Here is a 26,599-nt window from a genome sequence, read left to right as displayed (position 1 = left end):
TCTCCTTCCGTTCAGGGACGGCCGCCACCCACCACGAGCACCTGACCCGTGATGTAGTTGGATTCGGGAATGCAAAGCAGGTAGACCGAGCCGGCGGCTTCGACGGGCGTGCCGCCACGGCCTAGCGGAATCATGGCCTCGATGTTCTTCATAAGCTGCGGATTCACGCCCACCTTGATTTCATTGCCAGCGATGTCGATGGTGGCATTGCCTTCGCCCGCCACGGCCTCGGTCAGGCGCGTCTTGATCAGGCCGAACGCGACGCTGTTGACGTTGACCTTGTAGCGTCCCCACTCCTTGGCCAGCGCCTTGGTCAGGCCGTTGATGGCAGCCTTGCCCGCCGAATAGTTGGCCTGGCCGGCATTGCCCATCACGCCCGAGACCGAGGAGATGTTCACCACCTTGCGGAACACTTCGCGGCCTTGCTCGGCTTCCTGCTTCGAGGTCTCGCGGAAGTAGTCCGCCGCAGCGCGCAGGATGCGGAACGGCGCTGTGACGTGCACATCCATGATGGCCGACCACTGGTCGTCGGTCATCTTCTGGATCACGTTGTCCCACGTATAGCCGGCGTTGTTGACGATGATGTCGAGCCCGCCAAAAGTCTGCAATGCGGTACCCACGAAGCGCGTGCCGAAGTCGGCCTCGGTCACGCTGCCTACGCAAGCTACGGCCCGGCCGCCCATCGCGGTGATCTCGCGGACCACGGCCTCGGCCGGTTCGGCGTCAAGATCGTTGACGACAACCGCCGCCCCTTCGCTTGCCAGCTTCAGCGCGATCTCGCGGCCGATGCCCCGGCCGGAGCCCGATACGATCGCCACCTTGTTGGTCAGTTTGCTCATGCTTCGTGTCTCCTTCGTTTTAGTCGTCTTTTTCAGTGCTGTCCGTCGATGCTCGGCGAGCCGTCACTGGCGCTGGTACAGCGTGACCACGCACGCGCCGCCCAGCCCCAGGTTGTGTTGCAGCGCCAGGCGTGCGCCGGCTACCTGCCGGTCGCCTGCTTCGCCGCGCAGTTGCCAGACAAGTTCCGCGCACTGCGCGAGTCCCGTGGCGCCGAGCGGGTGGCCCTTGGACAGCAGGCCGCCCGAGGGGTTGGTCACCACACGGCCACCGTACGTGTTGTCGCCGTCGAGGATGAACTTCTCGGCGGTGCCTTCGGGCGTCAGGCCCAGCCCTTCGTAGGTGATCAGTTCGTTCGCGGTGAAGCAGTCGTGCAGTTCCACTACGTCGACGTCGCCGGGCCCGATGCCTGCGCGTTCGTAGACCTGGGTGGCTGCCGCGTGCGTCATGTCGTAACCGACAACCTTGCGCATGTCGCCTTCATCGAAGGTACTGTTGCGGTCGGTGGTCATGGCCTGCGCCGCGATGGCCACGCGCGTGTCGAGCCCATGCTTGCGCGCGAACGCCTCGGTGCACAGGATCGCGGCGGCCGCGCCGCAGGTGGGTGGGCAGCACTGCAGACGCGTCAGCGGATCGAACACCTTCGGGGAGGCCATCACGTCTTCCAGCGTGACGGTGTTGCGGAATACGGCGAACGGATTGCGCGCTGCGTGCTGGCGGGCTTTCACGGAGATACGCGCGAAGGTCTCGGGCCGAATGCCGAACTCCTTCATGTAGGCACGGCCGGCACCGCCGAAGAACTGCGCCGCGCGCGGCGCCTGTTCGTCGAAGCCCTGTACGTCGTTCATCACACGGGCGAAGCGTTCCATCGGGCCGGGGCGGTCCGTGTAGGCGCCCTTCAGCGCGCCGGGCACCATCTGCTCGAAGCCGAGCGCGATCGCGCATTCCACCGCGCCACTCTCCACGGCCTGCCGCGCCAGATACAACGCTGTCGATCCCGTGGCGCAGTTGTTGTTGACGTTGATGACCGGAATGCCGGTCAGGCCGACACCGTAGATCGCCGTCTGTCCCGATGTCGAATCGCCGAACACGTAGCCTACGTAGGCCTGCTGCACCAGCGCGTAGTCGATACCCGCGTCGGCGAGCGCGGCTTTCGCGGCGCGCGCGCCCATCACGCCGTAGTCGTCGCTCGCGCCCGGCTTGGTAAAGGGAATCATGCCGACACCGGCCACCACCACTTTGTTGGTCATTGCGCTTTCCTTCTTTTCTTGTGACGAGGAGATAGATGCGGGGTCGTTCGCTGTCGACCCGATTGATTCAGCTGACCTGCCGCGGCTGGTCCTGCCAGTAGTGCGTGCGCAGTTCGCGCTTGAGGATCTTGCCCGCTGCGGAGAGTGGCATCTCGGTGCGGAACTCCACGCTCTTGGGGCACTTGTAGCTGGCGATGAGCGCGCGGCAATGTGTGCGCAGCTCGTCCTCGCCGGCCTGCAGGCCGGGTCTGAGCACCACCACCGCGTGAACCGCTTCGCCCCAGCGTTCGTGCGGCACGCCGATGACCGCGCAGGAATGGACTGCCGGATGTTGGGCCAGCGCGTTCTCGACCTCGGCCGAATAGACGTTCTCACCGCCGGTGACGATCATGTCCTTGATGCGATCGACGATGAACAGGTAGCCGGCATCGTCCATGTATGCGCCGTCGCCCGTATGCAGCCAGCCGTTGCGCAGTGCCTGCCGCGTTTCCTCTGGCTTGTTCCAGTATCCCTGCATGATGTTGGGGCCGCGCACGACGATCTCGCCGATCGTGTTGCGTGGGACTTCATCGCCGTTCGGGTCGACGACTTTGACGAACACACCGAAGCCTGGGCGGCCCGCCGACCGGTACAGCCCGCTGGCGCGGCCCTCCGGGCCGTGGTTGGCAGGCGGATTGACCGATACCACCGGCGATGCTTCGGTCAGCCCATAGGCGTGCGAGAACTCGACATTCGGCATGGCGGCCAGCGCCGCATCGAGCACCGCGCCGTTAATCGGTGATGCGCCATAGTTGATGCGCTTCAGGCTGCTGACATCGCGTCTGGCGAAGTCCGGGCACGCCAGGATCGCCTGCAGCATCGTGGGTACCAGCATGATGTCGTTGACGCGCTCGCGTTCGAGCGTTTCCAGCACCTCGGCCGGATCGAACGTCGGCACCATCGTGTGCGTGCCGCCGATGACGAACACACCCACTGCCTTGGCCATCGCCGCCGTATGGAACAGTGGGGCCGCGTGGAGCGTGATCGTCGCTTCGTCCAGCGGGAACTGGGCGAGACGCGAGATCGACGACGACCACAGGTTCAGGTGCGACTGCATGACACCCTTCGGTTTGCCAGTGGTGCCGCCCGTGTACATGATCGAGGCCAGATCCTCGCCGCCACGCATGGCGTCCGGTACGGAGGGCGAGTCTGCGAGCAGGGCCTCGAATCCCAGCATTCCTGCCGGCGGCGCGCCGTCGCCCGCATGAATCAGAATCGGCGCCCGCTTCGCCGTGGCGTGGATTGGCTCGGCCATGGACAGAAAGTGATCGTCGACGATCAGGATGCCGGTATCACAGTCATCGAGCGAATAAACGATTTCCGGCACGCTCCAGCGCGTGTTGACCGGATTGAGCACGCCACCGCCCCACCACACGCCCATTGCGTATTCGAGATAGCGATCCGAGTTCAGGGCCAGCATGCTGACGCGGTCGCCCGGGTTCATGCCGAGTTGCTGCAAGGCGCCGGCGAGGCGCGAGACACGCTCGGAGAATTCGCGATAGGTACGCCGGCGGCCTCTGAATATCGTGGCAACGTGGTCGGGCGTCTGCTGCATACGACGGTGTAGGCCCTGGGTCAGGTACATGCTGTCTCCGGCTTGCAATCGGTCTCGATATCGGGCGGCGAAGGCCGCGCCTGTTGATGAGACCGACTGTAGAGAGCATGTCGCCCACGGGCGACCGTCGAAGGGAGGAATCTCGTCCCCCTGCGCGTGTAGTTCGTTCGAACTACACGCCCTCCGGCGCGATGCCGGGTCTACTCCTCCTGCATTGCGCCGAAGCGCTGGGCCAGATATTCGATCAGCGCGCGCACGGCGGGCAACATGCCGCGTCGCGACGGAAACACCGCGTGCAGGATCTCCGCGCGCGGGGCCCATTCCGGCATCAGGCGGACCAGTGTCCCGGCGGCCAGTTGGTCCTGCACCATCATCAGGGGCAGGTGGCAAATGCCGACGCCGGCCAGCGCCGTATCGCGCATCGCGATCATGTCGTCGATGATGAAACGGGGCCGATGTCGCAGGACGACCTGCCCGCCATCGGGGCCAAACAGCGTCCAGCCATGGTCCGCCATCGGTGCGCCGAGCGCGAGGCTCGGCCAGTCGGCCAGATCTGCCGGCACGCGCGGCAGGGTACCGTGCCGCGCCACCAGCGCCGGACTGGCCACCATGCACTGCTTGCGTTCGGCCAGCACGCGCACGACGAGGTCGCTGTCCTGCAACGGGGCGGGCCGTACGCGGATCGCCACGTCGATCGCCTCGCCCACCGGATCGACGCGCCGGTTGGTGGCTTCAAGGTTCAGCGTCACATGCGGATGCGCCGCCATGAAATCGGCAAGCATTCTGCCCACGTGCGCATGAAGTAGCGCAACCGGACAGGTCACCCTGACAATGCCGCGCGGCTCGGCGCGCGTCAGTTCGATCGCTTCCTGCGCCGCGTCCGCCTCCGTCAGCATCGCCTTGCAATGCTCGTAGTAGGTGCGGCCAATCTCCGTGACGCTGAAGCGCCGCGTCGAGCGCTGGATAAGACGCACGCCCAGGCGCTCTTCGAGCAGCGCGATCCGCCGGCTCAGCTTCGATTTCGGCATCCCGAGCGCCCGCCCAGCCGGCGAAAAGCCGCCGTGCTCCACCGCCTGCGCGTAGTAGTAAAGGTCGTTCAGATCCTGCACGCCATCACCCCTTCTCTGTTCCTGCAGGCCTTTCCCGGCCATCAGTGTTCGTGAAATAGGACTCTGATGCGCAATCTAGCACTCTACCGCCGCCAGCGTTCCAAAACTAAGCTGTCTCCATCGACCCGCCATCATCCCGGCGGCAGGCCTCTCCCCTTACGGTGGCGTGCCACCGCCTTATGAAGAAGGAGCTTCACCATGACCCAACCCGCCAACTTCAACGGCGCCCGTCCCGTGATCGATCCGGCTGATACCGCCATGCTGCTGATCGACCACCAGAGCGGCCTGTTCCAGACTGTCGGCGACATGCCGATGCCCGAACTGCGCCAACGTGCCGCCGCGCTGGCGAAAATGGCCACGCTGAGCAAGCTGCCCGTGATTACCACGGCTTCGGTGCCGCAAGGCCCCAATGGTCCGCTGATCCCCGAAATCCACGAGAATGCGCCGCACGCGAAGTACGTCGCGCGCAAGGGCGAGATCAATGCGTGGGACAACCCCGAGTTCGTCGCCGCCGTGAAGGCCACCGGCAAGAAGACGCTGATCATCGCCGGCACCATCACCAGCGTGTGCATGGCGTTCCCGTCCATCAGCGCGGTTGCCGACGGCTACAAGGTCTTTGCCGTGGTCGATGCCTCGGGCACGTACTCGAAGATGGCGCAGGAAATCACGCTGGCCCGCGTGGTGCAGGCAGGCGTGGTGCCGATGGATACCGCGGCGGTGGCGTCCGAACTGCAACGCACCTGGAACCGCGACGATGCCCAGCAGTGGGCCGAGATCTACACGAAGATCTTCCCCGCGTATCAACTGCTGATCGAGAGCTACCTGAAGGCGCAAGACGTGCAGAAGAACGGCGAGGCGCTGGATTCCTCGCGTTGATCGGTTGATCGGTTGATTGGCACGGCATGGCATGGCATGGCCATCGCGGTCATGCCGGCATCGTGCCTCAGGCCAGGTTCAAAGCAAGCTCAAGGAAGGTTCCGGGCGTGGTGCACGTCGCTGTGGCAAAGGCGCTCGGCAGGGTCGGCGGTCACGATACCAACTTCTTGTATCTGTCCGCCGCGTACGTGTTCGGATCGACGCTACTTGAAGGTCTCCGCCCAGTACGCAATCACCTGCTTCACCAGTTCCGGCGGCAGTGCCACGTAGTGCTCGGCCGATGCATCGGATTGCCCTTCGGCAAGCGCCCACTGAAAGAACGCCAGCGCATCCTTCGTATTCGACGGGTGCGCGGCGGAACGCTGCATCAGCACGAAGACCGTGCCCGTGATCGGCCACGCATTCGGACCCGGCGCATTGGTCAACACCTGATAGAAGTCGAGTCGCGGGTTCCATTCCACGGCTGTCACCGCGGCGCTGAACGATTCGCGCGAAGGCTTCACGTAGAGACCATCGCGGTTCTGGACCAACGCATAGGGCAGGCTCTTCTGCAGCGCGTAGGTCAGTTCCACATAGCCGATCGCACCGCGAATATTGTGAATATAGAGCGACACGCCCTCATTGCCGCTCGCGTTCATCCCGACGGGCCAACGCACCGTGGTGCCTGCCCCGACCGCCGCTTTCCATTCGGGGCTGACCTTTGAAAGGTAGTCGGTCCAGTTGAACGTGGTGCCCGAGCCGTCGCTGCGATGGACCACCGTGATCTTCAGGTCGGGAAGCCGCACGCCGGGATTGGCCGACGCAATGGCCGCATCGTTCCAGTTGGCGATCTTGCCGCGGTAGATATCGGCCAGCAGCGCGCCCGTCATGTGGATCTGCCCCGCGCCAATGCCCTGCAGGTTGATCACCGGCACGACGCCGCCTACCGCGATGGGAAACTGGACCAGTCCTGCGCGTTCGAGTTCTTCGGGTTTGAGCGGCATGTCCGTAGTGCCGAACGTGATGCTGGCCGCCTTGATCTGCCGGATGCCGTTGCCGGAGCCGATGGGTTGGTAGTCGATCTGCTGGCCGGTCCTGGCGTAATACGTGGCCGCCCATTTCGCCATCAGCGGATAGACGAATGTGGAACCAGCTCCAGTGACATCTCCGGCAAATGCACTGACCGCGGCGAATAGCAGCGCCAGCGCCGCGATGTGTCTGCCCATGATTATTGGTCCTTCTTCAGGCTGCACGAAACCGGCTTCTGGAGATTGAGGTTAGCAGATGGCCGGACGTTTGCATGATATCTATCATCTGGGGCGAGTTTGGTGCGATTTAGATGACAGTCATATTTCGGACACATCTCCGGGGCGGGTCCAGAGATGGTCTTCGCAGCCCTGAATCAGTTGGCTTCCGCTTGCCCGACGCTTGCCAGAACCCTTGCGATATTGCGACGAGCCGGACCTTCGAAATCGGCGAATGCAGTCGTCAAAAACAGCTTCGGCCGTTGCGCCAGTGTGCCGAGAAATGCCGCGCGACGAACCATGAATGCGTGATACAACGCCTCGCCGGAAAGTTGGACCCTGCTAGCCAGCAAGCCGCGGTTTTCATCGAATACGGCCAGCCCATGCGCGTCGAAGACATCGTCGTCGGCGGCCAGTCGGAGGAGATCGAGATCCAGGACCGTTGCGGCATCCGGCACGCTTGCTTCATGCGTGTGGGTGTCGAGAATGATCTGCCTCGCCACGTGAATCACGTCGGCATTCACGTCCTCGACCATGGTGTCGAGCAAGGCTGCCGAGGCGGCTTCGTTGTGCTCGAAGCCCGGGACGTACACGGCGTCATGAAACAGGACGGCGAGCGCTTGTGCAGGATTGAGTGCGATGCCGAGTGCGTGGGCCTGCTCGAACATCTCCAGCACGTGTCGCCGGTCATGGTATTTGCGGTACGGCGCATCGTACAAGGCCAGCACCTGAAGGACCGTCTTGCGTGGCAGGAAGTCCAGACACGACAAGGCCGGTGCCCAGTGCGGTGCGAATCTGGCGACGTCGCCCGTCGCGGTCGAGACGGGTTCGGTGAACACGTCGGCATGTCGCACCCAGAGCAGCGAGCGGTCACGCATGGATTCGTACACCACAACCGGTGTCATGTCGGCTTCGAAACGGCCAACCCCGGTCACGAGATAGGCGCCACCCTTGTAGTGGCGATATGGCATACCCGGGACCAGGTCCGGGTTGTCGGGCAGAGCCGTGAGGCCAGCATGCGATTGAGGTTGCGAGCCAGTATTTTCGGTAGTGGCCAAGGAGCCCCCTGTAGTTGGTGAGTCGGGACAATGGATGGCGTGCGAACCGTGTCCGATATTCGAGGCCGCCATTATGGCCTCCGGCCTGAGCCCGGGCGTTGCCGCAGCGCTACTTGCCGCCGTCGCAGCCGGGCTGTTGTGCGCCGCACAGCCGGGATTCACGCGCCCATCGCTTTGTGCGCAGATCGTCGCTACAGATCCTGCAATGGCTCCCTGCGTCCTCCTACGGAGAAACCCGCTGCGCCGCACCATCACCTTGCATTCACTCAGTGCCCTTCCTATGCTGAACATCAGAATTAGATTTAATTTGAATCAGTATTGAGAAGGATCTAATGCGCTACATGCGCAAACGGGGCGGTCAGGCATCCTCCAAGGGAGGGCCGGTATGACGGCGGCGGGCCAGGACGGGAAGCTGCTATTGGCTCAGGAGGCTATACCTGATCGTATGGAAGTGCAGCCACGTTACAAGTGGAGCGCCTCCAATCAGCGCGTTGCAGAAGCGAACTCTGCCTGCGGCGCGCCAAGAAGAAGTGAGCGGTCATGGCCACCATCCTCTTGTTCGAGCCACACCCCTTGTTGCGTCTCGGACTGCACCACCTTTTGTCTCAGGCGCACGTCCCCGGCGATCTGGTCGACCTCGATCCCACCACGCTGCACGCCCCCGAACCCTGGGTTCACCATGCCGATCTGCTGATTATCGGGATGCCCGCCGACAGTGGCGCGGGCTGGCCGATACTGGCTGAATTGTGTCTGCGTCTGCAGCCGCTGCGCGTGCTGCTGCTGGCCGATCATCTGCTGGCGCCGATGCCGGAAGGCGGCCTGCCCGAAAAGGTGCGTGGTCTGCTGGCCAAGACTTGTTCTTCCGAGGCGCTGGAAGCCGCGATCCGGCTCGTGCTGGCCGGTGGCGAGTGTTTCCCGTCGCATGCACCTGCCCATCGTGTCCACGAACCGCTCGCGGACGCCTTGCCTGTGGACTTGTCGAGACTCGTCGCCACGCCGGTCGTGGTGCCGCTGCACGGCGCCGACGCCGCAGCGCCGGCGCACGCGGACACCCACGCGGTGCCGACGGAAACGCCGACAGCGGGCGCGCACCTGCTCAACATCACCGAGCGCCAGTACGAAGTGCTGGCCCTGCTGGCGCGTGGCTATCCGATCAAGACGGTCAGCCGTCTGCTCAATATCTCGGTGGCCACGGCGAAGACGCATGCCTGCACGCTCTATCAGCGCCTGCACGTGCGCAACAAGGGCGAGGCCGTGTACGTCGCGCTCCAGCGCGGCGCATCGCTGAACTGGCCCGGCCCGACGCCGGCCCGGCCGACCCATATCCCGATGTCATCCCTGAGCGCGCAGCACGCCTGCGAGGCAGCCTGAGCATCGGTTGCCCGCACCGGGCGCGCGCGCCCTCGGATCGTCCAGTTTCCGCCTTTCGCCGGCCTGCCCTCATCCAAAAGCATGAGGCGGCCGCAGGTGGTCGTTGCTACCTTGAAATGAGCCGACCACCGCATACCGGGCATCTCGCCAGCGCAACATGCTGCGCGACGATGTCGACGAGATGCTCATTAGTACTTCGATGACGACCTACCTGATCGCCAGAAACGAAATGATGTGCCGCATCCTCGCGCGGCGCATGGAATCGCAGGACGTACCGCAGCCGGTGCGATGGCATTGCCCGGAATGGTTGCCCAACGGCGCCACAGCGCGCGTGTCGCTGCACACGATCGACAATCCCGATGAAGCCGAGCCCCTGCCACCTGGCGGCGTGGATCTGGTCGTGGTCGATTGCAGCGCCGAGGATGACCCCCACGAACTGCTCGATCGCGTGCACGCGCAGCTGGCACCGCGCCGCTGGCTCGTCCTGTCCGATGCGCTCGATGCCGCGCTGATCGGCCACGCCGCGAAGCTCGGCGCTGGCGGTTGCCAGGCCGTGCCCGCGCCGGTGGACCTTGTGTGCGCTGCCGCCGCGCTGGTATGGGCGGGCGGGCATTGTTTTCCGCGCGAAGCGTTGACGATGCCGCGCGCGAGGCCCGTGCCGCCGCCAGCAACCATGGCGGATATCTCGTCCTCGCCGGTACTACCACCCCACGCAAGGGTATATCCCAAGGGATCTCCTGCGATCGGATGAAGGCAGGCGTGCGTCGCTACGACTATGCTGGATGTGCTCGTGATCAGAAGCCGGTGAGATGACAGGCCGGCCGCACGGGGGAAGAAGGGGGTCGTATGGATCGCAGTCTGGATATCCTGGCCGTGCATGGTTTCGCCGTGCGCGAGGGCCGGGGCAAGTGGGCATGTTGTTATGAGATACGGCTCGCCATCGTAGGCGGGCCGTTGTTGTATCGGGGAGAGCTGCACGGACGGAGCTTTGCCACCGAGGAGGCTGCCATCATCGCCGCAGTCGAAATCGGCGAGCGCGAGGCCGGCCGGCACATCGATGCCGCGCACGCCATGATCGTCGCGCTGGCGCGCGTCTCCGACGGCGCTCACCACGAAATGACCTGAACCTGGTCGCGGGGCGCTACGCCTCACGGTCACTCCGATCGGCGCGCCAAAAAAGAAGCCCGCCGACCGGGGGACCATGCGGGCTTTGAAATGGACGCTCGCGTGCGCGAACGCCCATTACTCACGAACATATCGAATCGCGCGGCGACACTCCATCAACCAGAAGACTCAGGGTGACGCGCGCGCCTGCGCGGCATCTCATCCTCGGGGGCGGAGAGCGCCGCCCATCTCATGCTTCGGGATGGAGACCTGGCGTGCCCTTGCGCACAGAGGGGATGGATATGGACTGCTACGCTGCGGCATCCCAAGCAATTGGCAATCCGTACGTTGAACCGTACGAGGTCCGCGTGTCATGAGTCGTTGGCAACTCGTTTCCTTCTTCGGCGAATCGGCATTCCTGCTGCCGTGTGCCGTGTTCCTGTATGCGTGGCTGCGCTGGCATGGCGCCAACGCCGTCGCGCGGCACTGGCTGATCGCGTTCTCGCTGACGGCCTGCCTCGTGCTGGTGTCGAAGCTGGCCTTCATGGGCTGGGGCATCGGCAGCGCCGCGCTCAACTTCACGGGCTTCTCCGGCCACGCGATGATGGCTGCGTCGATCCTGCCCGTGTTCGCGTGCCTCGCCGTGCCGTCGCGCTATCGAACCCTGAGCTTGCTGGCCGCCGTGGCCGGCGTGTTGCTGGCACTTGCCGTCGGCATGTCCCGGCTGGCGTTGCACGCGCATTCGATGTCCGAGGTGGTGAGCGGACTGGCGCTCGGATTCTGCGTCAGCCTGCCATTCATCATGCGTCACGAAGTGCCGCACGGCCCGGTTGCGATGCTGCTGGCATCCGGTGTGCTGGCCACGGTGCTCGTGTTGCCGGTGAGTGGCGTGGCGGGCGTGACGCATATCTGGGTGCAGGGTATCGCCACCTTTCTTTCCGGCCGTGACCGCCCCTACGAGCGTGGCGAGTGGGCCTGGCAAGCGGACTGCCGCGTCTGCCAGATCAACGTCGCCGCACGGCCGGCTTGCGCGACCCGGCATTGCGCCTGCTGACGCCACCCAGGTCGCAGGCGTTCGAAGGATTTGTGCGCCTGCCAACAGACGACGCGCCATGCGTGCGCAACCATGACCGCACTTGGTTTCCCGCGAGGGCTTTGGGGCGGTCATGGCGTCGGAATGGAATGTTGCCGCCGAGCGGCACTCTGCACTTCACTATCTCTATCGGCTCGGCGATGCGGTACTGATCGCGGTATGCGGCATCGCCATGGGCGCGCTGTATTTCCATGACGGCATCAGGAGCGCGGCACCCGTCAACGGGTTCCTGACGATGCTGTGCGCGCTCGGCGCGCTGCTGATCTTTCCTGCCTTCGGCATCTACGAATCATGGCGCGGCCGCAGTCGCGCCGTGCTGGGGTTGCGCATTGCCGCCGCATGGACCGTGGTGTTCATCTCCGGCCTGCTTGGTGCATTCCTGATCCACCAGATCGGGGCGGTCTCACGCGTCTGGTCGATGGGCTGGTTCATCGGCACCGGCGTGATGCTGGCGCTGTCGCGGGTCGTGATGTTCCGGATGCTGGCCAACGTGCGCCAGCAGGGCATCAACGCCAAGCGCGTGCTGATCTTCGGCTACGGCCCACTGGGCCGCGAAATGTACGACCGCGTACAGCACTTCCGCGATGCCGGCTATCGCGTCGTGGGCGTGTATGACGAGGAGTCCGATGTGATTCCGTACGACGTGACCCCGCTGCGCCAGATCGAGGAAGTCAGCAGCTTCGTGCGCGACCATGGCGTGCGCGAGATCTGGCTGACGCTGCCGATGGCCGCTTGCCGCGATCTGTCCGGCGTGGTGCGCCAGTTCCGCAATGAAATGATCGATATCCGCTGGGTGCCAGACGTGTCGTCCGTCGAACTGCTGGGTCACCGCTTCAGCGAGTTCATGGGTCTGCCCGTCATCGACCTGAACAGTCCGCCCGTCTCGGGCATCACGGGCGTGGTCAAGGCCAGCTTCGATCGCGTGTTCTCGCTCGGCGTGCTGGTCTGCCTGAGCCCGCTGCTGTTGCTGATCGCCGCGATGGTCAAGCTGTCGTCGCCCGGTCCCGTGCTGTTCCGGCAGCAGCGGCTGGGCATCGACGGCCAGCCTTTCAACGTGTTCAAGTTCCGCACCATGCGCCCGCATCAGGACGGCGGTGGCGTGACCCAGGCCGTGCGCGGTGATCCGCGCGTGACCCGCGTCGGCGCGTTCCTGCGCCGCACCAGCCTCGACGAGTTGCCGCAGTTCATCAACGTGCTGCGCGGCGAGATGTCGGTGGTCGGCCCGCGCCCGCACGCGATGGAGCACAACGAGCTCTACAAGGAACTGATCGACCGCTACATGCTGCGCCACCGTGTGAAGCCCGGCATCACCGGCTGGGCCCAGATCAACGGTCTGCGTGGCCAGACGGACACGATCGAGAAGATGCGCAAGCGCATCGAGTTCGACATCTACTACATCCAGCACTGGTCGTTCCAGCTCGACCTTCGGATCATCCTGCGCACCGCGCTGCATGGCTGGACCGGCACCACGGCTTACTGAACCAACAATAAAGAGACCCACAGAGGGGTAGACGCCGCCGCGTGAGCGGTTTGGTGCGAAATCGCACCGAAACGACCACGCAAAACCCATGGAATGGAGCCCGTCAACGCAATCGGAGACTACGAATGAAAGCAACCATCCGCAATATTCTGGGCGAAGTGGCCCGGCTAGATGTACCGCTGGCCACCCTGGCTGACAACGACGATCTCTACGCGGCGGGACTCTCGTCCCTGGCCACCGTGCATGTGATGCTGGCGCTGGAAAACGCGTTCGATATCGAGATCCCGGATCAGATGCTGACGCGCCAGCTATTCCGCAGCGTTGACTCGCTGGCGGCCGCGGTGGAAGCCATTCGCCAGCAGCAGGAGGCAGCATGAACACCGGAGCGAAGGTTACGCTGGCGCACGCCAACCCCGACGCGGGCGGCGTGATGGCCAGCGATGCATTGCTGGCCGCCGCGCGCGAGGCCGCAACGGTCGCGCAGCGCTTTGCCGACGCCGTGGATCAGGAAGCGCGCTTTCCGCACGAAGCGTTCGAAGTCCTGCGCGACCAGGGCCTGCTCGGCGCGATGGTGCCGGCCGTGCTCGGCGGCAGCGGCGCGTCGCTGGCTACGGTGGCCGCGATCTGCAAGGTGCTGGGCGAGACCTGCGCGTCCACCGGCATGATCTATGCGATGCACCAGATCCAGGTGGCGTGCCTGCTCGATCACGGCACCGGCAGCCCATGGCATCAACACCTGCTGGCACGCATCGCCGGCGAGCAATTGCTGCTGGCGTCCGCCACGTCCGAAGAGGCGATTGGTGGCGCGCTGCGTAGCAGCGGCTGCGCCGTCAACGTGGATGGCGATCGTTTCCACCTGCTGAAGATGGCGCCGACGATTTCCTATGGCGCCCACGCCGACGGCATCCTGATTACCGCGCGTCGCAATGCGGATGCCTCGCCGTCCGATCAGGTGCTGGTGTGCGCACTGAAGTCCGACTACACGCTGCAAGGCCTGAATGCGTGGGACACGCTCGGCATGCGCGGCACCTGCAGCAATGGCTTCCGGCTGGAAGCCACCGGCCAGGTGGACCAGGTGCTGCCGGTGCCGTTCGGCGAGATCGCCGACGCCACCATGACGCCGGTCTCCCACATCCTCTGGAGCTCGCTGTGGCTCGGCATCGCCAGCGATGCCGTATCACGCGCCAAGACCTTCTTCCAGGGACAGGCGCGCGCGCGTCCGGGCCAGTTGCCGCCGTCCGCATCGCGTGTGTCAGAAGCCGTGAGCCTGCTGCAGATGATGGAAGGCCGCGTGGATCTGGCGCTGGCGCATCAGCGCAGCCGCCATGCGGGCGCTTCGGTTTCCGCCGCATTCGCGCTGGCGGCCGAGATGAACGGTCTGAAGACGGCGATGTCGACGATGGCACTGGAAGTCGTGCAGCAGGCGCTGCTGGTGTGCGGCATGGCGGGCTACAAGCACGGCACGCCGTTCAGCCTGGGACGCCACCTGCGCGATCTGTGGTCGGCGCCGCTGATGATCAACAACGATCGCATTCAGACCAACACAGCGAACCTGCTGCTGGCCGATCGTTCCTGAAGGAGGCATCCATGGATGCACACACTCTCACCGAGGCACGTCCGGCCGGTGGCGCGGACCCAATGGCCGCGCAACCGCCAACGTTCCTCGAATCGCTGCTGGCAGCGGGGTTGCTAATCCAGACTGGCGTGCGTGGCCTCTACGGCCGCAGCGCGGTGTTCGAAGGCATCGCCGACGGCCTGAATGCCGCGTTCACGCGGATTGGCGCGGACCAGAACGCCGAAGTGCTGCGCTTCCCGCCAGCGATCGGCAAGGATGATTTTGAAACCAGCGAGTACCTCAAGAGCTTTCCGCAGCTTGCCGGCACGATCCACAGCTTCTGCGGCGACGATCGCGGGCATCGACAACTGCTGGCGCGGCTCGAGGACAAGCAGGACTGGACCGATCAGCAGCAGTTCACGGGCGTGGTGATGACGCCCGCCGCCTGCTACCCGATCTATCCCGTCATCGGCAAGCGTGGCCCGCTGCCCGCCGAGGGCAAGATCGTCGACGTGATGTCGTACTGCTATCGGCACGAACCGTCGCTGGAGCCTACCCGGATGCAGTTGTTCCGGCAGCGCGAGTACGTCTGCCTGGGGTCCCCCGAGCGGATCGTGGCGTTCCGCGAGCTGTGGATGGAGCGCGGGCTGGCGTTCGGCCGGGCCTTGCAGCTTCCGGTGGAAGTCGACGTGGCCAATGACCCGTTCTTCGGGCGCGGCGGCAAGATCGTGGCCGACAGCCAGCGCGAACTGAAACTCAAGTTCGAACTGCTGATCCCGGTGAACGACGGCGCGCCGCCGACGGCCTGCATGAGCTTCAACTACCACATGGATCACTTCGGCGCGCTCTGGCATATCGGACTGCACGACGGTGGCGTCGCCCACACGGGCTGCGTCGGTTTCGGTATCGAACGGCTGGTGCTGGCGCTTCTGAAGCACCATGGACTGGACCCAGCCAAGTGGCCTCAGGCAGTAAGGGAAACGCTGGGAGGCGTCTAAATGTACGGTGATGGCAAGGTGCGCACGCGCGGCGGAGCCTATGCGCTGCACGGGGGCAACCCCGTGTGGTCGCATGCCAACCGCCATATCGATCTCTGGATCGAGTTGTTGCATGGATGGGAGCTTGAGCCCATCGCCGCATTGCCATTTACGGTCACCCTCGATTTCGAGGGTGACCAGTTCACATCGCTGAATATTCCATCAGCGGACCTCGAACTGCTCTACGGCATCGTCAAGGACGAGTTGTCGACCTACGGCAGACTCGAAACGCATGTGGCCGCGCAGACCAATCGCGGCAACGTGGTGCTGCTCGAGGTCGATAACTATCAATTGCCGCAGCCGACCGGCGCGTATCGGCGGCAGCACGCGCGGTCCTGCATTGCGATCGACGTGCTGGTGCCCGAGGCCACGGCCGTGGGCTACTACCATCACGACGGGTATCACACCGCGAGCGGCGACGACTACGCGTCGATCTTTCGGAGCCCCGATGGTGAGTCGTCCTGGGGCGCCGCGTCGTTTCCGCAGGCGGAGGTCGTGCGCCGCCGCTTTGCCGCGCAGGCGGAGGATGCCTTGCTGCGGGCGTCAATGGACCTGCTGCGCAGCCATCTGGCCCGCCGTCCGCGCCAGAATCCGATCAAGGCTTTCCGCGAGGCATTTCCGGCACACCTCGAGCAACTGATGTCGCGCGGCGAGCCCAACTTCCAGATCTACGCCGCGAGCGTGTTGCGCCAGCTCGGCGCCAATTTCGAGTTGATGGGCCGCTACGTGCGCTGGCTGGTGATGAACGGAAAGGTGGTGCCGGATACGGTGGCCGAAGCCTGCTACACGATGGCGTCGGAAGCCATGGTGATGCAGTTCCGCCTGATGCGTGCCGTGATCAGCCACAAGCCCGACGGATGCCAGGATTGCCTGGCGCAGCTCGAGGCCGCTTACCAGGGCACCGTGCCGGCACTGGCCGCGTGCTTCGGGGAGACCGTCTCATGACTGCGCGCGATCCGGAGCCGGCTCTGCTGCCGATACTGCGCCCAGGCGTAGCCGTGGCCGATGCACGGCTTGAAGGCGACTGGACCCTGCTGGAAACGTTCGCGAACGCGGTCGCGCATCCGGGCGAACTCGGCGATGGCGGACACTGGCTGCCGGCACCGGTACCGGGTACCGTCGCTAGCGCCTTGCGTGCCGCAGGCCGCTGGGACGAGGCTGCGCCGCCGCCACTGCATCAGCACGACTACTGGTACAAGCTTCGATTTCAGGGCGACGGACGCCGGCTGCTGCGCTTCAATGGTCTGGCGACATTGGCAGAGGTCTGGCTCAACGGCACGAAGGTGCTGACCGCGCGGCACATGTTCACCGCACATCAGGTGGAGGTGGAACTGGCCGGCGACAACGTGCTGCACCTTTGCTTCCGCGCGATGCACCCGTGGCTGCGCACGCAGCGCGGGCCGGTACGTTGGAAGCCGCGCATGATCGTGCCGCCGACGCTGCGCGCGGTGCGCACCACGCTGCTTGGTCATATGCCTGGCTGGTGCCCGCCCGTTCATGCGGTAGGGCCGTGGCGCGACATCGAACTGCTCGATCCGACGGGCGCAGACGTCACACACGGCGTGCGCGCCGAGTTGTCGAGTCATCTGGATGGTGATGACGGCGTCGTGGTGCTTCAGTTGCACTTTCCGGGGCCGGCGCCAGAGCACGGAACGTTCGCGGCCATCGGCCCCGACCACACAGTGTGGCAGGGCGAATTGCGCCGCGTCGGCGGGCATTCGCTTGCCGGCACGCTGCGCGTGGCGCAGGCGCAGCGCTGGTGGCCGCATACGCATGGTGAACCCGCCTTGTACCGCGTCGAGGCGACTATCGGCGCGCATGGAATCGCGTGTGGGCATACTGGCTTCCGCACGATCACCGAGGACCGCTCCGGCGACGAAGGCGCGTTCGCGCTGCGCGTCAATGGCGAGCGCGTGTTCTGCCGTGGCGCCTGTGTGTCGAGTCACGATCTCCCGGGGCTGGCGGATACGGACGCGTCCGTGGCACGCTGGCTGCAACTCGCGCGCGATGCCGGGGCCAATATGGTTCGCGTCAGTGGCGTCACCTGCTATCCGGGAGAGGCGTTCTATCGCCAGTGCGATGCGCTCGGCCTGATGGTCTGGCAGGACTTCATGTTCGCCAACTTCGACTATGGCAGCGAGTCCAGCGCCAGCCCGGCGCTGATGGCCGATGCCGCGGGCGAAGTGGCGCAGTGGCTGACGTCCACGCGGGCGCACGCCAGCCTTGCGGTGCTGTGCGGTGGCAGCGAGTCGGAACAGCAGGCCGCGATGATGGGAACGCCGCGCAACGTCTGGCGCCAGCCATTGTTCGACGAACTGATTCCGTCGCTCGTGCGCGAGCATCGGCCCGACGTGATCTACGTGCGCAATTCGCCGAGCGAGGGCGCGTGGCCGTTCCAGCCCGATACGGGCGTCAGTCACTACTACGGCGTGGGCGCCTATCAGCGCCCGTTGTCCGATGCGCGGATGGCAAACGTCCGTTTCACCTCGGAATGCCTGGCCTTTGCGAACGTGCCGTGCGCGCGCACGCTTTCCGAGGCGGGCCTGTCCCAACCGCTGCATGATCCGCGCTGGAAGGCGCGTGTGCCGCGTGACGCAGGCGCGGCTTGGGACTTCGAGGACATCCGCGATTTCTATCTGCGGGATCTGTTCGATGTTGATCCGCCCCGGCTGCGCTACGAGCAGCCGGAACGATACCTGGCGCTGTCGCGCGCGGTCGTGGCCGAGATCATGACGGAGGTCTTCGGTGAATGGCGCCGTGCGGGGTCCACGTGCCAGGGCGGACTGGTCTGGCAGTTGCAGGATCTGATGCCAGGCGCCGGATGGGGCATCGTCGATGCCCGCGCGCGGCCGAAGTCCGCATGGCATGCGTTGCGCCAGGTATGGCAGCCGCTGCAGGTCATCCTGACGGATGAAGGGTTGAATGGCCTGCACGCGCACGTGATCAACGAATCCGCCACGCCACGCACCGTATGTCTGACGCTGCGCTGCCTGCGCGATGGCGAGGCGGTGGCGGCACGGGCCGAGCAGACGCTCACGCTGGCACCACGCGAGACACGCAGGCTGGCCGCGGCGGAGATGTTCGATCATTTCTTCGATTTCACCTACGCCTACCGGTTTGGCCCGCCCGCGCACGACGTGGTCATCGCCACGCTACACCCAATGGATGAGGACAACGGGTTGCTCAATCAGCCACCCGGTTCACCGCTTGGTTCGCCGCTCGGTTCGCCACTCAGTCAGTCGGTGTATCTCCCGGATCGCCGCGCCGCTGCGCTGCGCGAGCCGGAACTGCAGGCCAGCGTGGCGCGCGAAGGCGACGAATGGTGGCTCACGGTGGGAACGCGGCGCTTCGCGCGGTGGGTCCATATCGTGGACCATGCCTTGCAGCCGGAGACCGACTGGTTCCACCTTGGCCCGGGTGAAACGCGGCGCATCCGCCTGATGCATGACGCCGGCGTCACCAGCGGCGCCAGCGCCATCCCTTCGGGCGAAGTTTCGGCACTCAATGCTTCCCGCCCGGTCAGCTACGACGGCTGATCTCAACCTCCTTCATCCCACTTCAACCTTTCCCGCCAGCCCAACGCTGGCGCGGCGGGCGCATCTGTCACCGGGTGCGCCCCGCGCGGGTGCCGCCTATGCGTACACCATGCACCTCCACCGTTTTCCTCCATCCAACCTACCAAAGCATGACTGGCCGACCCAACCGTTCGCCTACTGTCGGTTCTGTGCGGCATAGCACTTAATAGAGCCAGCAACAACACAGCCAGTCGGGGCCGAACCCCGGCGGAGAAAACGGGTGGCGGCCTCAGGGCTGCCGGCTTGCGCCATCAATCGAATACGGGTGGAGCGGCGAAACCGGGTCACGTATCCTGGGCGCTTGGATTGGCGCGGGATGCGTTCCGAAGCCGCTTCGGGATCAGAAGGAGGAATTAAAAATGATCACGCATCGGTCGGACTTGCATGTCAATCACTTGCTCAACGCATTGCCGCGCCATGAATGGGAAGCGTTGTCGAGGCACTTCGAGCTGGTTCGCCTGCGTGCCGGCGAACTGCTGACCGACTCGGGTCAGCGTATCGTCCACGTCTATTTTCCGACCACGTCGGTGGTCTCGCTGCTGTCACTGCTGGAAGACGGCGCTACCGTCGAATTCGCGGCCGTCGGCAACGAGGGGCTGGTGGGCATTCCCGTGGTGACCGGTGGCGACACGATGCCGAGTCGCGTGGAAGTGCGCAGCCCGGGCTTCGCATACCGGATTCCGGCCCGTGTGCTGCGTTCCGAGCTGGGTCAGCTGCCCGCGCTGCAGCGCGTGACGCTGCTCTATGTGCAGGCCGTGCTGACGCAGATCGCGCAGACCGCCGCCTGCAACCGCCACCACTCGCTCAACAAGCAGCTTTGCCGCTGGTTGCTGCTGGCCATCGACCGCATGAGCACCAATGAACTGGTGATCACGCAGCAGGTCATCGCCAACATGCTCGGCGTGCGCCGCGAAGGTGTGACCGAAGCCGCCGGCAAGCTCGAGGACCTTGGACTGATCCACCATAGCCGCGGCCATATCACCGTGCTGGATCGCTGCGGCCTGGAGAAGCATTCATGCGAGTGCTACAAGCTGGTCAAGCGCGAGTACGACCGCCTGCTGCCAGCGCTGGCCGACGTGCACGCCTGATACATCGCCTCGGGATGGGGATGGAGCAGGGGAGAGGGCCGGCGCGCCAGGCGTGTCGGCCCTCTTTCACGACGAGGGGTTCAGGAATGCGCCGGATCGATGCTGCCGAACGATTGCAGCAACCCTTCGATGACCTCCGAGTAGGCCGCCTCCAGCGTGTCCAGTGTCTCTGCGCACAGGTCGGGGCGCCCACGCGCCACGGCGCGCGCGAGCCGGAACTGCAATACCTTGCACTCCGACGCGATCGTCGCCGCGCCACGGGTCGCCGATGCCGGCACGCGATAGCCGTGCTCGCCGAGCCAGGTCAGACAGTGGCCCAGCATCTCGAAGTTCGCGCCGAGCTGGCGCGGCAGGTTGAATCCATAGTGATGAAAGTACGCATCGCCACGCGCCAGTACGTTGCCGACCTGATCGCCGAACGCCTCGCGCCAGCGCGATACGGGGTTGTGCGCGGGACGCCGGCCCAGATGCCGGCGCATCTGCACGGCCACGGCGTTCGCCAGTGCCGCGCCCTGCAGCGGCGTCCGCACGCGCTTGGCGCATTCGGCGTACGGAAACAGCACGTCCCCGTTGTCGCGCAGGGCAGGATCGAGCCGCAGCAATCCGCGATAGTCCTCGCCTTCGGCGGTGTAGTAACCCACGCTGTGGTAGTACGAGAGCCGCTGGGCCGCCGTGTCGATCTGGTCGACGGCGATCGTGGTCTTTACGTGCCCGCGACGGTACGCCGTGGCGCGTGTATCGGGCAGGTAGTAGCTGTCGACTTCGACCAGCACGGTATGGCCACGACCGACCTGCTCGGCGACGTGTGCCTCCAGCGTGTCGTAGACGGCCATCTCCTGCACGACAGTGCCATAAAGCTGCTCGATATCGGCCTGCGGATACTTGAAGAACGTGAAGTGGTCGCCTTCGAAGTCCTGGGTGACCGTGAACGCCAGCGCGGCGCGCGGGTCCAGTCCCCAGCCGTAGAGCAGTTCGATCCACAGGTCCATGTAGCAGTTGGTTTCCTGCCAGATCGCGTCTTCGCCGTGCAGGCCGCCCGGCCGCGTGTTCGCGGGGGCGATGGCTGCCGGAGAGTCCGCTCCGCCGCAACCCGCGAGCGTCCCCAGGACAGTTTCAGTACCGCGCTCCATGTCGATTCTCCGCAAGGTTCGAATGCCTGTTGTGCTTTGCCCGCCGTGGCCGGCAAGGGCGCAATCAGCGCTATTGCAGCGACAACGCGCGCGCGCATCGGTACGCTGGGCCACAGAACGGCGAGATGCGCGGCCGTGCCGCACGGCCCCGCCGGCGAGCGTGTGCGGAATCGAACAGAGATGGCGCGGGCTGAATTTCTACACTGGCGGCATCCGTCCGGACAGCGGTCCGGAACTAACTTGCGAACCTATATCTGCGTAGAGGCGGGGGCATGATGAGAGTGCGAAGCCGGGAGAGGAAGATCCTGCCACCTGTCATGGTGCAGGCGCAGGTAGAGGCGCCAGCGGTGTTGGCGCCAGGACGGGCAACCTCCATGCCTGTGATCCAGCCTGTGAAGCGGCCGGTGATTCAGCCGGTCATCCTTGCGGGTGGTGCCGGCACGCGGCTCTGGCCGCTGTCGCGCGAACAGTATCCCAAGCAGTTGCTCAACCTGGTGGCCAACGATACGCTGCTGGAAGCCACGGCGGCCCGCCTGGAAGGCGTCGCCGCGCGCACTGGCCGTCCGGCGGGTGTCGAGGCGCCGCAGATCGTCGTATGCGGCGAGGAGCATCGCTTCATGGTCGCCGACATGCTCAAGCGCAAGGGCAAGCGCGCGCGCATCGTTTCGGAGCCGTGCGGCCGCAATACCGCGCCCGCGCTGACCATGGCTGCGCTGCACGCGATGGCTTCGGCTGGCGAAGGTGGCGATGCTGTGCTGGTGGCCACGCCGGCCGATCACAGCGTGACCGATAGCGATGCCTTCCGTGATGCCATCGCCGCCGCTGTGCTGCACGCGGAGCGCGGTGCGATCGTCACGCTGGGCGTGCGTCCCACCGCGCCGGAAACAGGCTTCGGCTACATCCGCGCCGCCGTGCCGGTGCCGCCGGGTGGCTTCCTGATCGAGCGGTTCGTCGAGAAGCCACACTTGGAGCTGGCGCAGCACTACGTCGACTCGGGCGAGTACTGGTGGAACTGCGGCATCTTTGTCGTGCTGGCATCGGTGTGGCTCAAGGCCGTGATGCAACTCCAGCCAGAGATGCACGCCCGTTGCTGCGCGGCCTACGAGACGGGCCAGCCCAGTGATAGCGGCAAGGACGATGTGTTCCGGATCGGACAAGAGGCGTTCGACACCTGTCCGTCTGATTCGATCGACTACGCGGTGATGGAAAAGCTCGACGGGCTGCGCGGTATCCCCGGCATGCTCGTGCCAATGGATGCCGGATGGTCGGACGTGGGCTCGTGGGCGGCCATCTGGGATATCGCCACGAAGGACAACGCCGGCAATGCCGGCCGTGGCCGCGTGTTGTTCGACGGCGCGAGTTCGTGCCTGGCCCATTCGGAGGGCCGGCTGATCGCGTGCGTGGGCGTGCAGGACGTGGTAGTGGTGGAAACCGCCGATGCGGTGCTTGTGGTCGACAAGCACCACGTGCAGGACGTCAAGAACGTGGTGCAGCGGCTGCGGCAGGAGCATGGCGCGGAGATCGTCAATCACCGCAAGGTACACCGGCCGTGGGGATGCTACGACTCCATCGACCATGGCGACCGTTTCCAGGTCAAGCGGATCGTCGTCGAGCCTGGTGCGAGCCTTTCCCTGCAGATGCACTACCACCGCGCGGAGCATTGGGTCGTCGTGCGCGGCACCGCACGGGTGACCTGCGGTGAGACCACCAGCATTCTTACCGAAAACCAGTCGACCTATATCCCGATCGGCACGCTGCATCGACTCGAAAATCCCGGCAAGACGCCGCTGGAAATCATCGAGGTGCAGTCGGGCGCGTATCTGGGGGAGGACGACATCGTCAGAGTCGAGGACAACTACGGACGCAAGTAGTCCCGCAGCCCCCGGTGCGCGATGGCCACCGGGAGCCAGCCAGGCGTCAGGGGAGTATTTCGTGAGCACCATGTCATCTGCCGGCGCAATGCCGGCGCCAGGGAGCAGCACCACGCGCAAGGGGGGGCGCCATTTGCGCGCATGGATGGACCATGCCGGCTGGATTGTCGCGGCTGGCGTCATTGGCGCCACGATTGCCGCGATGATCGGTATTTCCCGTCCCAATCTCTACGATGCCCACACGCTCGTGCAGATCTATCAGAAGGGTGACGGCTCGGGAACCACGCAGCACACCGAACCGTTCGACGTGGGGATGCTGCGCAGCCGCGCGGTGGTCGGCCCGGTGGTGGAGCGCCTGCGCCTGTACATCTCCGTCGAGCCGCTGCGCGCGCCATTGCTGGGCGGCGTGGCCGCGCATTTCGCGCAGGCGGGCAAGCTCCGGGGACCGTGGCCAGAGCGGCTCGGTTACGCGTGGGGTGGCGAGCGGGTCGACATCCGCACCCTGGACGTGCCGGAGCGCCTGCTCAACGTACCAATGACGCTCGAAGTGCTGCCTGGGGATGCCTATCGCCTGACGCTCGACGGCGAGCTCGTGACCGATGGCAAGATCGGCAGCCGTGTCGAAGAGAATGGCGTGTCCATTCTGGTGTCGCGCATCGACGCGCGCGCGGGCACGCGATTCACTATCACACGGCACGACACGGCGCAGACGATCGATACCGTGGCGCGGGAACTTCGCATCGGCAGCGACGGCAGCGATACCAGCACGGTACGCATCGCGTGGCAGAGCAGTGACCGTACCGCGGTAGCCGCGCTGATCAACGGCATCGCCGATTCCTACATTACCGGGCAGGCCGAGACGCGCCGCGACGAAGCCGCCTCCACGCTGGCCTTCCTGAGCGGCGAACTGCCGCGCGTCAAGGACGAGCTCGAACGCGCCGAGGCGGCGCTCACGCGCTACCGCTCGCGCACGGGATCGATGCAGCCGAGCCAGGACGCCCAGTCGTATCTGAACAGCAGCATCGACTACCAGAAGCAGATCGCCCAGCTCAAGCTCGACCGCACCAAGCTGCTGCAGCGCTTCACGGAAGAGTCGAACGAAGTACGGACGATGGACAGTCAGATCCAGCAGCTCACGCGGGACCGCAAGGAGCTGGATACCCGGATGCAGACGCTGTCGGTCTCCGAGCGCGAATCCGTGGCCCTGACGCGTGACGTCAAGGTGGCCGAGGACATGTACATGTCCTTGCGCAACCGGCTCGAACAGCTCTCGCTGGCCAAGCTCGACAGCACCCGGCAGACCCGCGTGGTCGACATCGCGCTGACACCGGTCTCGCCAATCGGCGTGGGCACCGCGCCGCTCACGATGGGCGGCGGGTTGCTGGGCATCTGCCTGGCGATGTGCGTGGTCTCGGTGCGCCAGCGCATGAAGCCGGCCGTGGCCACCGCCAATGATGCCGAGGAGACGCTTGGCCTGGCCATGCTCGGCGATGTCGCGTACAGCCGCGAACAGGTGGAACTGGAGCGGCTGCTGACGGCGAAGGACCAGGATATCGGGACAATGCTGGCGCTGCAGGCGCCGGAGCCCGGGCGCCAGGTCGCGCAGGCGTTGCCGCATGGGGCCAGCGATGCCGAGCCGGGCCATTGGGGTTTGCATGATCAATACCTGCTGGCCCGCAACGCGCCGCATTCGATGGCCGTGGAGGGCCTGCGCAGCGTGCGCGCGGCACTGCATTTCCTGCGTCGCGAGGGCAGCAACAAGGTGGTGGCCGTGACCAGCCCCACCGCAGGGGCGGGCAAGACGTTTGTCTCGGTCAACCTGGCTGTGCTGTTCGCCGAAGCGGGCCAGCGCGTGTTGCTCGTCGATGCGGACCTGCGCCGCGGGCGGGTGTCGAGCTGGTTCGGCCAGCCGGTGGGTCCGGGAATGGCCGAAGTGCTGGCCGGCCGCGCCACGCTGGTCGACGCGGCACGGCCAACCGTCGTCAATGGGCTGTCGATCCTGCCTGCCGGCGCGCCGCCTACGAACCCGTCGGAACTGCTCATGCGTCCTGCCTTTGCCGATTGCCTGCGTGCCGGTGCGGAGCGCTTCGATCTCGTCCTGATCGATACCCCGCCCGTTCTGGCCGTGGCGGATGCCATGCTCGTCGCCAATGTCGTGGGCGCGACGTTGCTCGTGCTGCGCGCCGATTCGACGCTGCCGTCGCAGGTCGAGGAAACCATCAAGCGCCTGACCCGCGCCGGGGCCAGTCTCTCGGGCGGCATTCTCAACGGCGTGATGCCGAAGCGCAGCAACCGCGTCGGCTTCGGCACCATGAATCCCTATCTCGGCATGCCTACGGTCATGCCAGCGGTCCGGCAGATTGCCCACGTCCCTGCCGTGGAAGACAAGACAACAACGAGCTGACGGGCCTGGCCCGGCGGGGTGCGTACCCGTTTCTGCGGACGCCGGTCTGGGCGACATCGCGGAGGCGGGCTGGCGTGGGCACCCCGTCCATTGCAACGGGAGGACCCATGAGAAGGGTCGTGTTCGAAGGCTGCGCGGGGTGGTTGCATGAGGCTGGGGGCGACACGGGTGTGGTGATGTGCGCGCCGCAGGGCCACGAGATGCTGTGGTCCCATCGCGCGTGGCGGCATCTGGCCGATGCGCTGGCGGCGTCTGGTGTGCCGGTGCTGCGCTTTGACTACCGTGGCACAGGAGATTCCGCCGATCTGGAGCCCGGCGCGGACATGTTCGGCGGCGCGCTGGCGGATATCGCGGCGGCCGTCGCGGCCCTACGCAGGCAGACGCACGTCACCCGGGTGGTGCTATGCGGGCTTCGCCTGGGGGCGTCGCTCGCCGCGCTTGCCGCCGCGCGCGGGCCGGAAGTCAGCGGCGTGGTCATGCTGGCCCCTGTCGTCAACGGCCGCTTGTATCTGCGGGAGCTTCGCGCGTTGCATGCGGGCTGGCGCAACAGCACGATTCCCGAACTCGAGGTACCTCCCACGCCTGCCGGCGAGCAGGACGTGCTCAGCTTCCGCCTGTCCGCCGCGACCATCGCCGCCATCCAGGCGATGCGGCTCGATGACGTCGTGCCCGCCCGTCGCGTGCTGCTGCTCGATGCGTGGCCAGATGCGGCATCGCCAGTCGCGGCAATGGCTCGGCAACTTGGGGAGGCTGGCGTTGACGTCGACGTGGCGCCGTTCGCCGAGTATCCGGAGATGATGCGTTCGACCGAGTTCGCGGATGTGCCCGTGGAGGCCTGGAAGCACGTAGCCGACTGGGTGAAATCAGGCACGGCACGCCAGCCTGAAGTGTCGGCCAGCGCGGAGGCCGCACCCGACAGCGCCAACAGTGCCAACAGTGCCAAC

22 protein-coding genes are annotated in these 26,599 nt (G+C 65.5%); 15 read left to right on the top strand and 7 right to left on the bottom strand.

Features of this window, described 5'->3' with window-relative positions; all coding sequences use genetic code 11:
- Window positions 1-11: 11 nt before the first annotated feature.
- The 4 genes from B2246_RS13170 to B2246_RS13155 form a co-directional block, all read right to left on the bottom strand.
- Complete coding sequence (locus B2246_RS13170; RefSeq protein WP_286882438.1) at window positions 12-839, bottom strand: SDR family NAD(P)-dependent oxidoreductase; 828 nt, start codon at window positions 837-839, stop codon at window positions 12-14.
- A 63-nt stretch (window positions 840-902) separates the two neighbouring features.
- The gene (locus B2246_RS13165) at window positions 903-2,087 is read right to left on the bottom strand and encodes a lipid-transfer protein (RefSeq protein WP_286882439.1); all 1,185 of its coding nucleotides are present in this window, start codon (window positions 2,085-2,087) and stop codon (window positions 903-905) included.
- A gap of 67 nt (window positions 2,088-2,154) precedes the next feature.
- Window positions 2,155-3,711 carry an acyl-CoA synthetase gene (locus tag B2246_RS13160; protein WP_008646394.1) on the bottom strand — a complete coding sequence of 519 codons (1,557 nt, stop codon included), beginning with the start codon at window positions 3,709-3,711 and terminating at the stop codon, window positions 2,155-2,157.
- A gap of 170 nt (window positions 3,712-3,881) precedes the next feature.
- Complete coding sequence (locus B2246_RS13155; RefSeq protein WP_286882470.1) at window positions 3,882-4,790, bottom strand: LysR family transcriptional regulator; 909 nt, start codon at window positions 4,788-4,790, stop codon at window positions 3,882-3,884.
- Window positions 4,791-4,988: 198 nt separating this feature from the next.
- Here B2246_RS13155 and B2246_RS13150 point away from each other — a divergent pair, with 198 nt between their 5' ends.
- Window positions 4,989-5,666, top strand: a complete 678-nt coding sequence (locus tag B2246_RS13150) for a hydrolase (protein WP_008646397.1) — start codon at window positions 4,989-4,991, stop codon at window positions 5,664-5,666.
- 203 nt (window positions 5,667-5,869) lie between these two features.
- Here the strand turns inward: B2246_RS13150 and pstS are convergent, their stop codons facing one another.
- The gene (pstS, locus tag B2246_RS13145; RefSeq protein WP_008646398.1) at window positions 5,870-6,871 is read right to left on the bottom strand and encodes a phosphate ABC transporter substrate-binding protein PstS; all 1,002 of its coding nucleotides are present in this window, start codon (window positions 6,869-6,871) and stop codon (window positions 5,870-5,872) included.
- A gap of 176 nt (window positions 6,872-7,047) precedes the next feature.
- Entirely contained in the window at window positions 7,048-7,947 is a 900-nt protein-coding gene (locus B2246_RS13140; protein ID WP_411431795.1) for a DUF1653 domain-containing protein, read from the bottom strand.
- 540 nt (window positions 7,948-8,487) lie between these two features.
- On the opposite strand from B2246_RS13140, the gene B2246_RS13135 reads away from it, so the two are divergent.
- The 11 genes from B2246_RS13135 to B2246_RS13085 all read left to right on the top strand — a co-directional run bounded on the left by B2246_RS13135 (window position 8,488) and on the right by B2246_RS13085 (window position 20,250).
- Window positions 8,488-9,318: a helix-turn-helix transcriptional regulator gene (locus B2246_RS13135; protein WP_286882440.1), complete on the top strand. Its 831-nt coding sequence runs from the start codon at window positions 8,488-8,490 to the stop codon at window positions 9,316-9,318.
- Between the two features lie 157 nt (window positions 9,319-9,475).
- Window positions 9,476-10,069, top strand: a complete 594-nt coding sequence (locus B2246_RS13130; protein ID WP_080709742.1) for a response regulator transcription factor — start codon at window positions 9,476-9,478, stop codon at window positions 10,067-10,069.
- A 95-nt stretch (window positions 10,070-10,164) separates the two neighbouring features.
- Entirely contained in the window at window positions 10,165-10,443 is a 279-nt protein-coding gene (locus B2246_RS13125) for a hypothetical protein (protein ID WP_008650029.1), read from the top strand.
- A gap of 352 nt (window positions 10,444-10,795) precedes the next feature.
- Window positions 10,796-11,476 carry a phosphatase PAP2 family protein gene (locus B2246_RS13120; protein ID WP_008650028.1) on the top strand — a complete coding sequence of 227 codons (681 nt, stop codon included), beginning with the start codon at window positions 10,796-10,798 and terminating at the stop codon, window positions 11,474-11,476.
- 112 nt (window positions 11,477-11,588) lie between these two features.
- Entirely contained in the window at window positions 11,589-12,995 is a 1,407-nt protein-coding gene (locus B2246_RS13115; RefSeq protein WP_286882441.1) for an undecaprenyl-phosphate glucose phosphotransferase, read from the top strand.
- Between the two features lie 125 nt (window positions 12,996-13,120).
- The gene (locus B2246_RS13110; RefSeq protein WP_008650026.1) at window positions 13,121-13,372 is read left to right on the top strand and encodes an acyl carrier protein; all 252 of its coding nucleotides are present in this window, start codon (window positions 13,121-13,123) and stop codon (window positions 13,370-13,372) included.
- Entirely contained in the window at window positions 13,369-14,571 is a 1,203-nt protein-coding gene (locus tag B2246_RS13105) for an acyl-CoA dehydrogenase family protein (protein ID WP_008650025.1), read from the top strand. Before B2246_RS13110 ends, B2246_RS13105 begins: the two co-directional genes overlap by 4 nt.
- Before the next feature lie 11 nt (window positions 14,572-14,582).
- Window positions 14,583-15,548: an amino acid--[acyl-carrier-protein] ligase gene (locus B2246_RS13100; RefSeq protein WP_186425776.1), complete on the top strand. Its 966-nt coding sequence runs from the start codon at window positions 14,583-14,585 to the stop codon at window positions 15,546-15,548.
- Window positions 15,549-16,532, top strand: a complete 984-nt coding sequence (locus B2246_RS13095) for a DUF1839 family protein (protein ID WP_035882951.1) — start codon at window positions 15,549-15,551, stop codon at window positions 16,530-16,532.
- Complete coding sequence (locus B2246_RS13090) at window positions 16,529-19,123, top strand: glycoside hydrolase family 2 protein (protein ID WP_035882952.1); 2,595 nt, start codon at window positions 16,529-16,531, stop codon at window positions 19,121-19,123. The genes B2246_RS13095 and B2246_RS13090 overlap by 4 nt, the downstream gene beginning before the upstream one ends.
- Before the next feature lie 398 nt (window positions 19,124-19,521).
- Entirely contained in the window at window positions 19,522-20,250 is a 729-nt protein-coding gene (locus B2246_RS13085; RefSeq protein ID WP_008650019.1) for a Crp/Fnr family transcriptional regulator, read from the top strand.
- Between the two features lie 80 nt (window positions 20,251-20,330).
- On the opposite strand, the gene B2246_RS13080 is transcribed toward B2246_RS13085, so the two are convergent.
- Window positions 20,331-21,380, bottom strand: coding sequence for a DUF1839 family protein (locus tag B2246_RS13080; RefSeq protein ID WP_286882442.1), 1,050 nt, complete (start codon window positions 21,378-21,380; stop codon window positions 20,331-20,333).
- Window positions 21,381-21,754: 374 nt separating this feature from the next.
- Between B2246_RS13080 and B2246_RS13075 the strand changes: the two genes are divergently transcribed.
- The 3 genes from B2246_RS13075 to B2246_RS13065 form a co-directional block, all read left to right on the top strand.
- Complete coding sequence (locus tag B2246_RS13075; RefSeq protein ID WP_224444899.1) at window positions 21,755-23,251, top strand: mannose-1-phosphate guanylyltransferase/mannose-6-phosphate isomerase; 1,497 nt, start codon at window positions 21,755-21,757, stop codon at window positions 23,249-23,251.
- Window positions 23,252-23,321: 70 nt separating this feature from the next.
- Entirely contained in the window at window positions 23,322-25,655 is a 2,334-nt protein-coding gene (locus B2246_RS13070) for a polysaccharide biosynthesis tyrosine autokinase (protein ID WP_286882471.1), read from the top strand.
- A gap of 107 nt (window positions 25,656-25,762) precedes the next feature.
- The coding region (locus B2246_RS13065; protein ID WP_286882443.1) for an alpha/beta fold hydrolase at window positions 25,763-26,599 on the top strand (837 nt) is incomplete at its 3' end.

The organism is Cupriavidus sp. UBA2010 (assembly GCF_002335265.1).
GTDB classification, from domain to species: Bacteria; Pseudomonadota; Gammaproteobacteria; order Burkholderiales; family Burkholderiaceae; genus Cupriavidus; species Cupriavidus metallidurans.
This window is presented reverse-complemented; position numbering and strand designations above follow the sequence as displayed.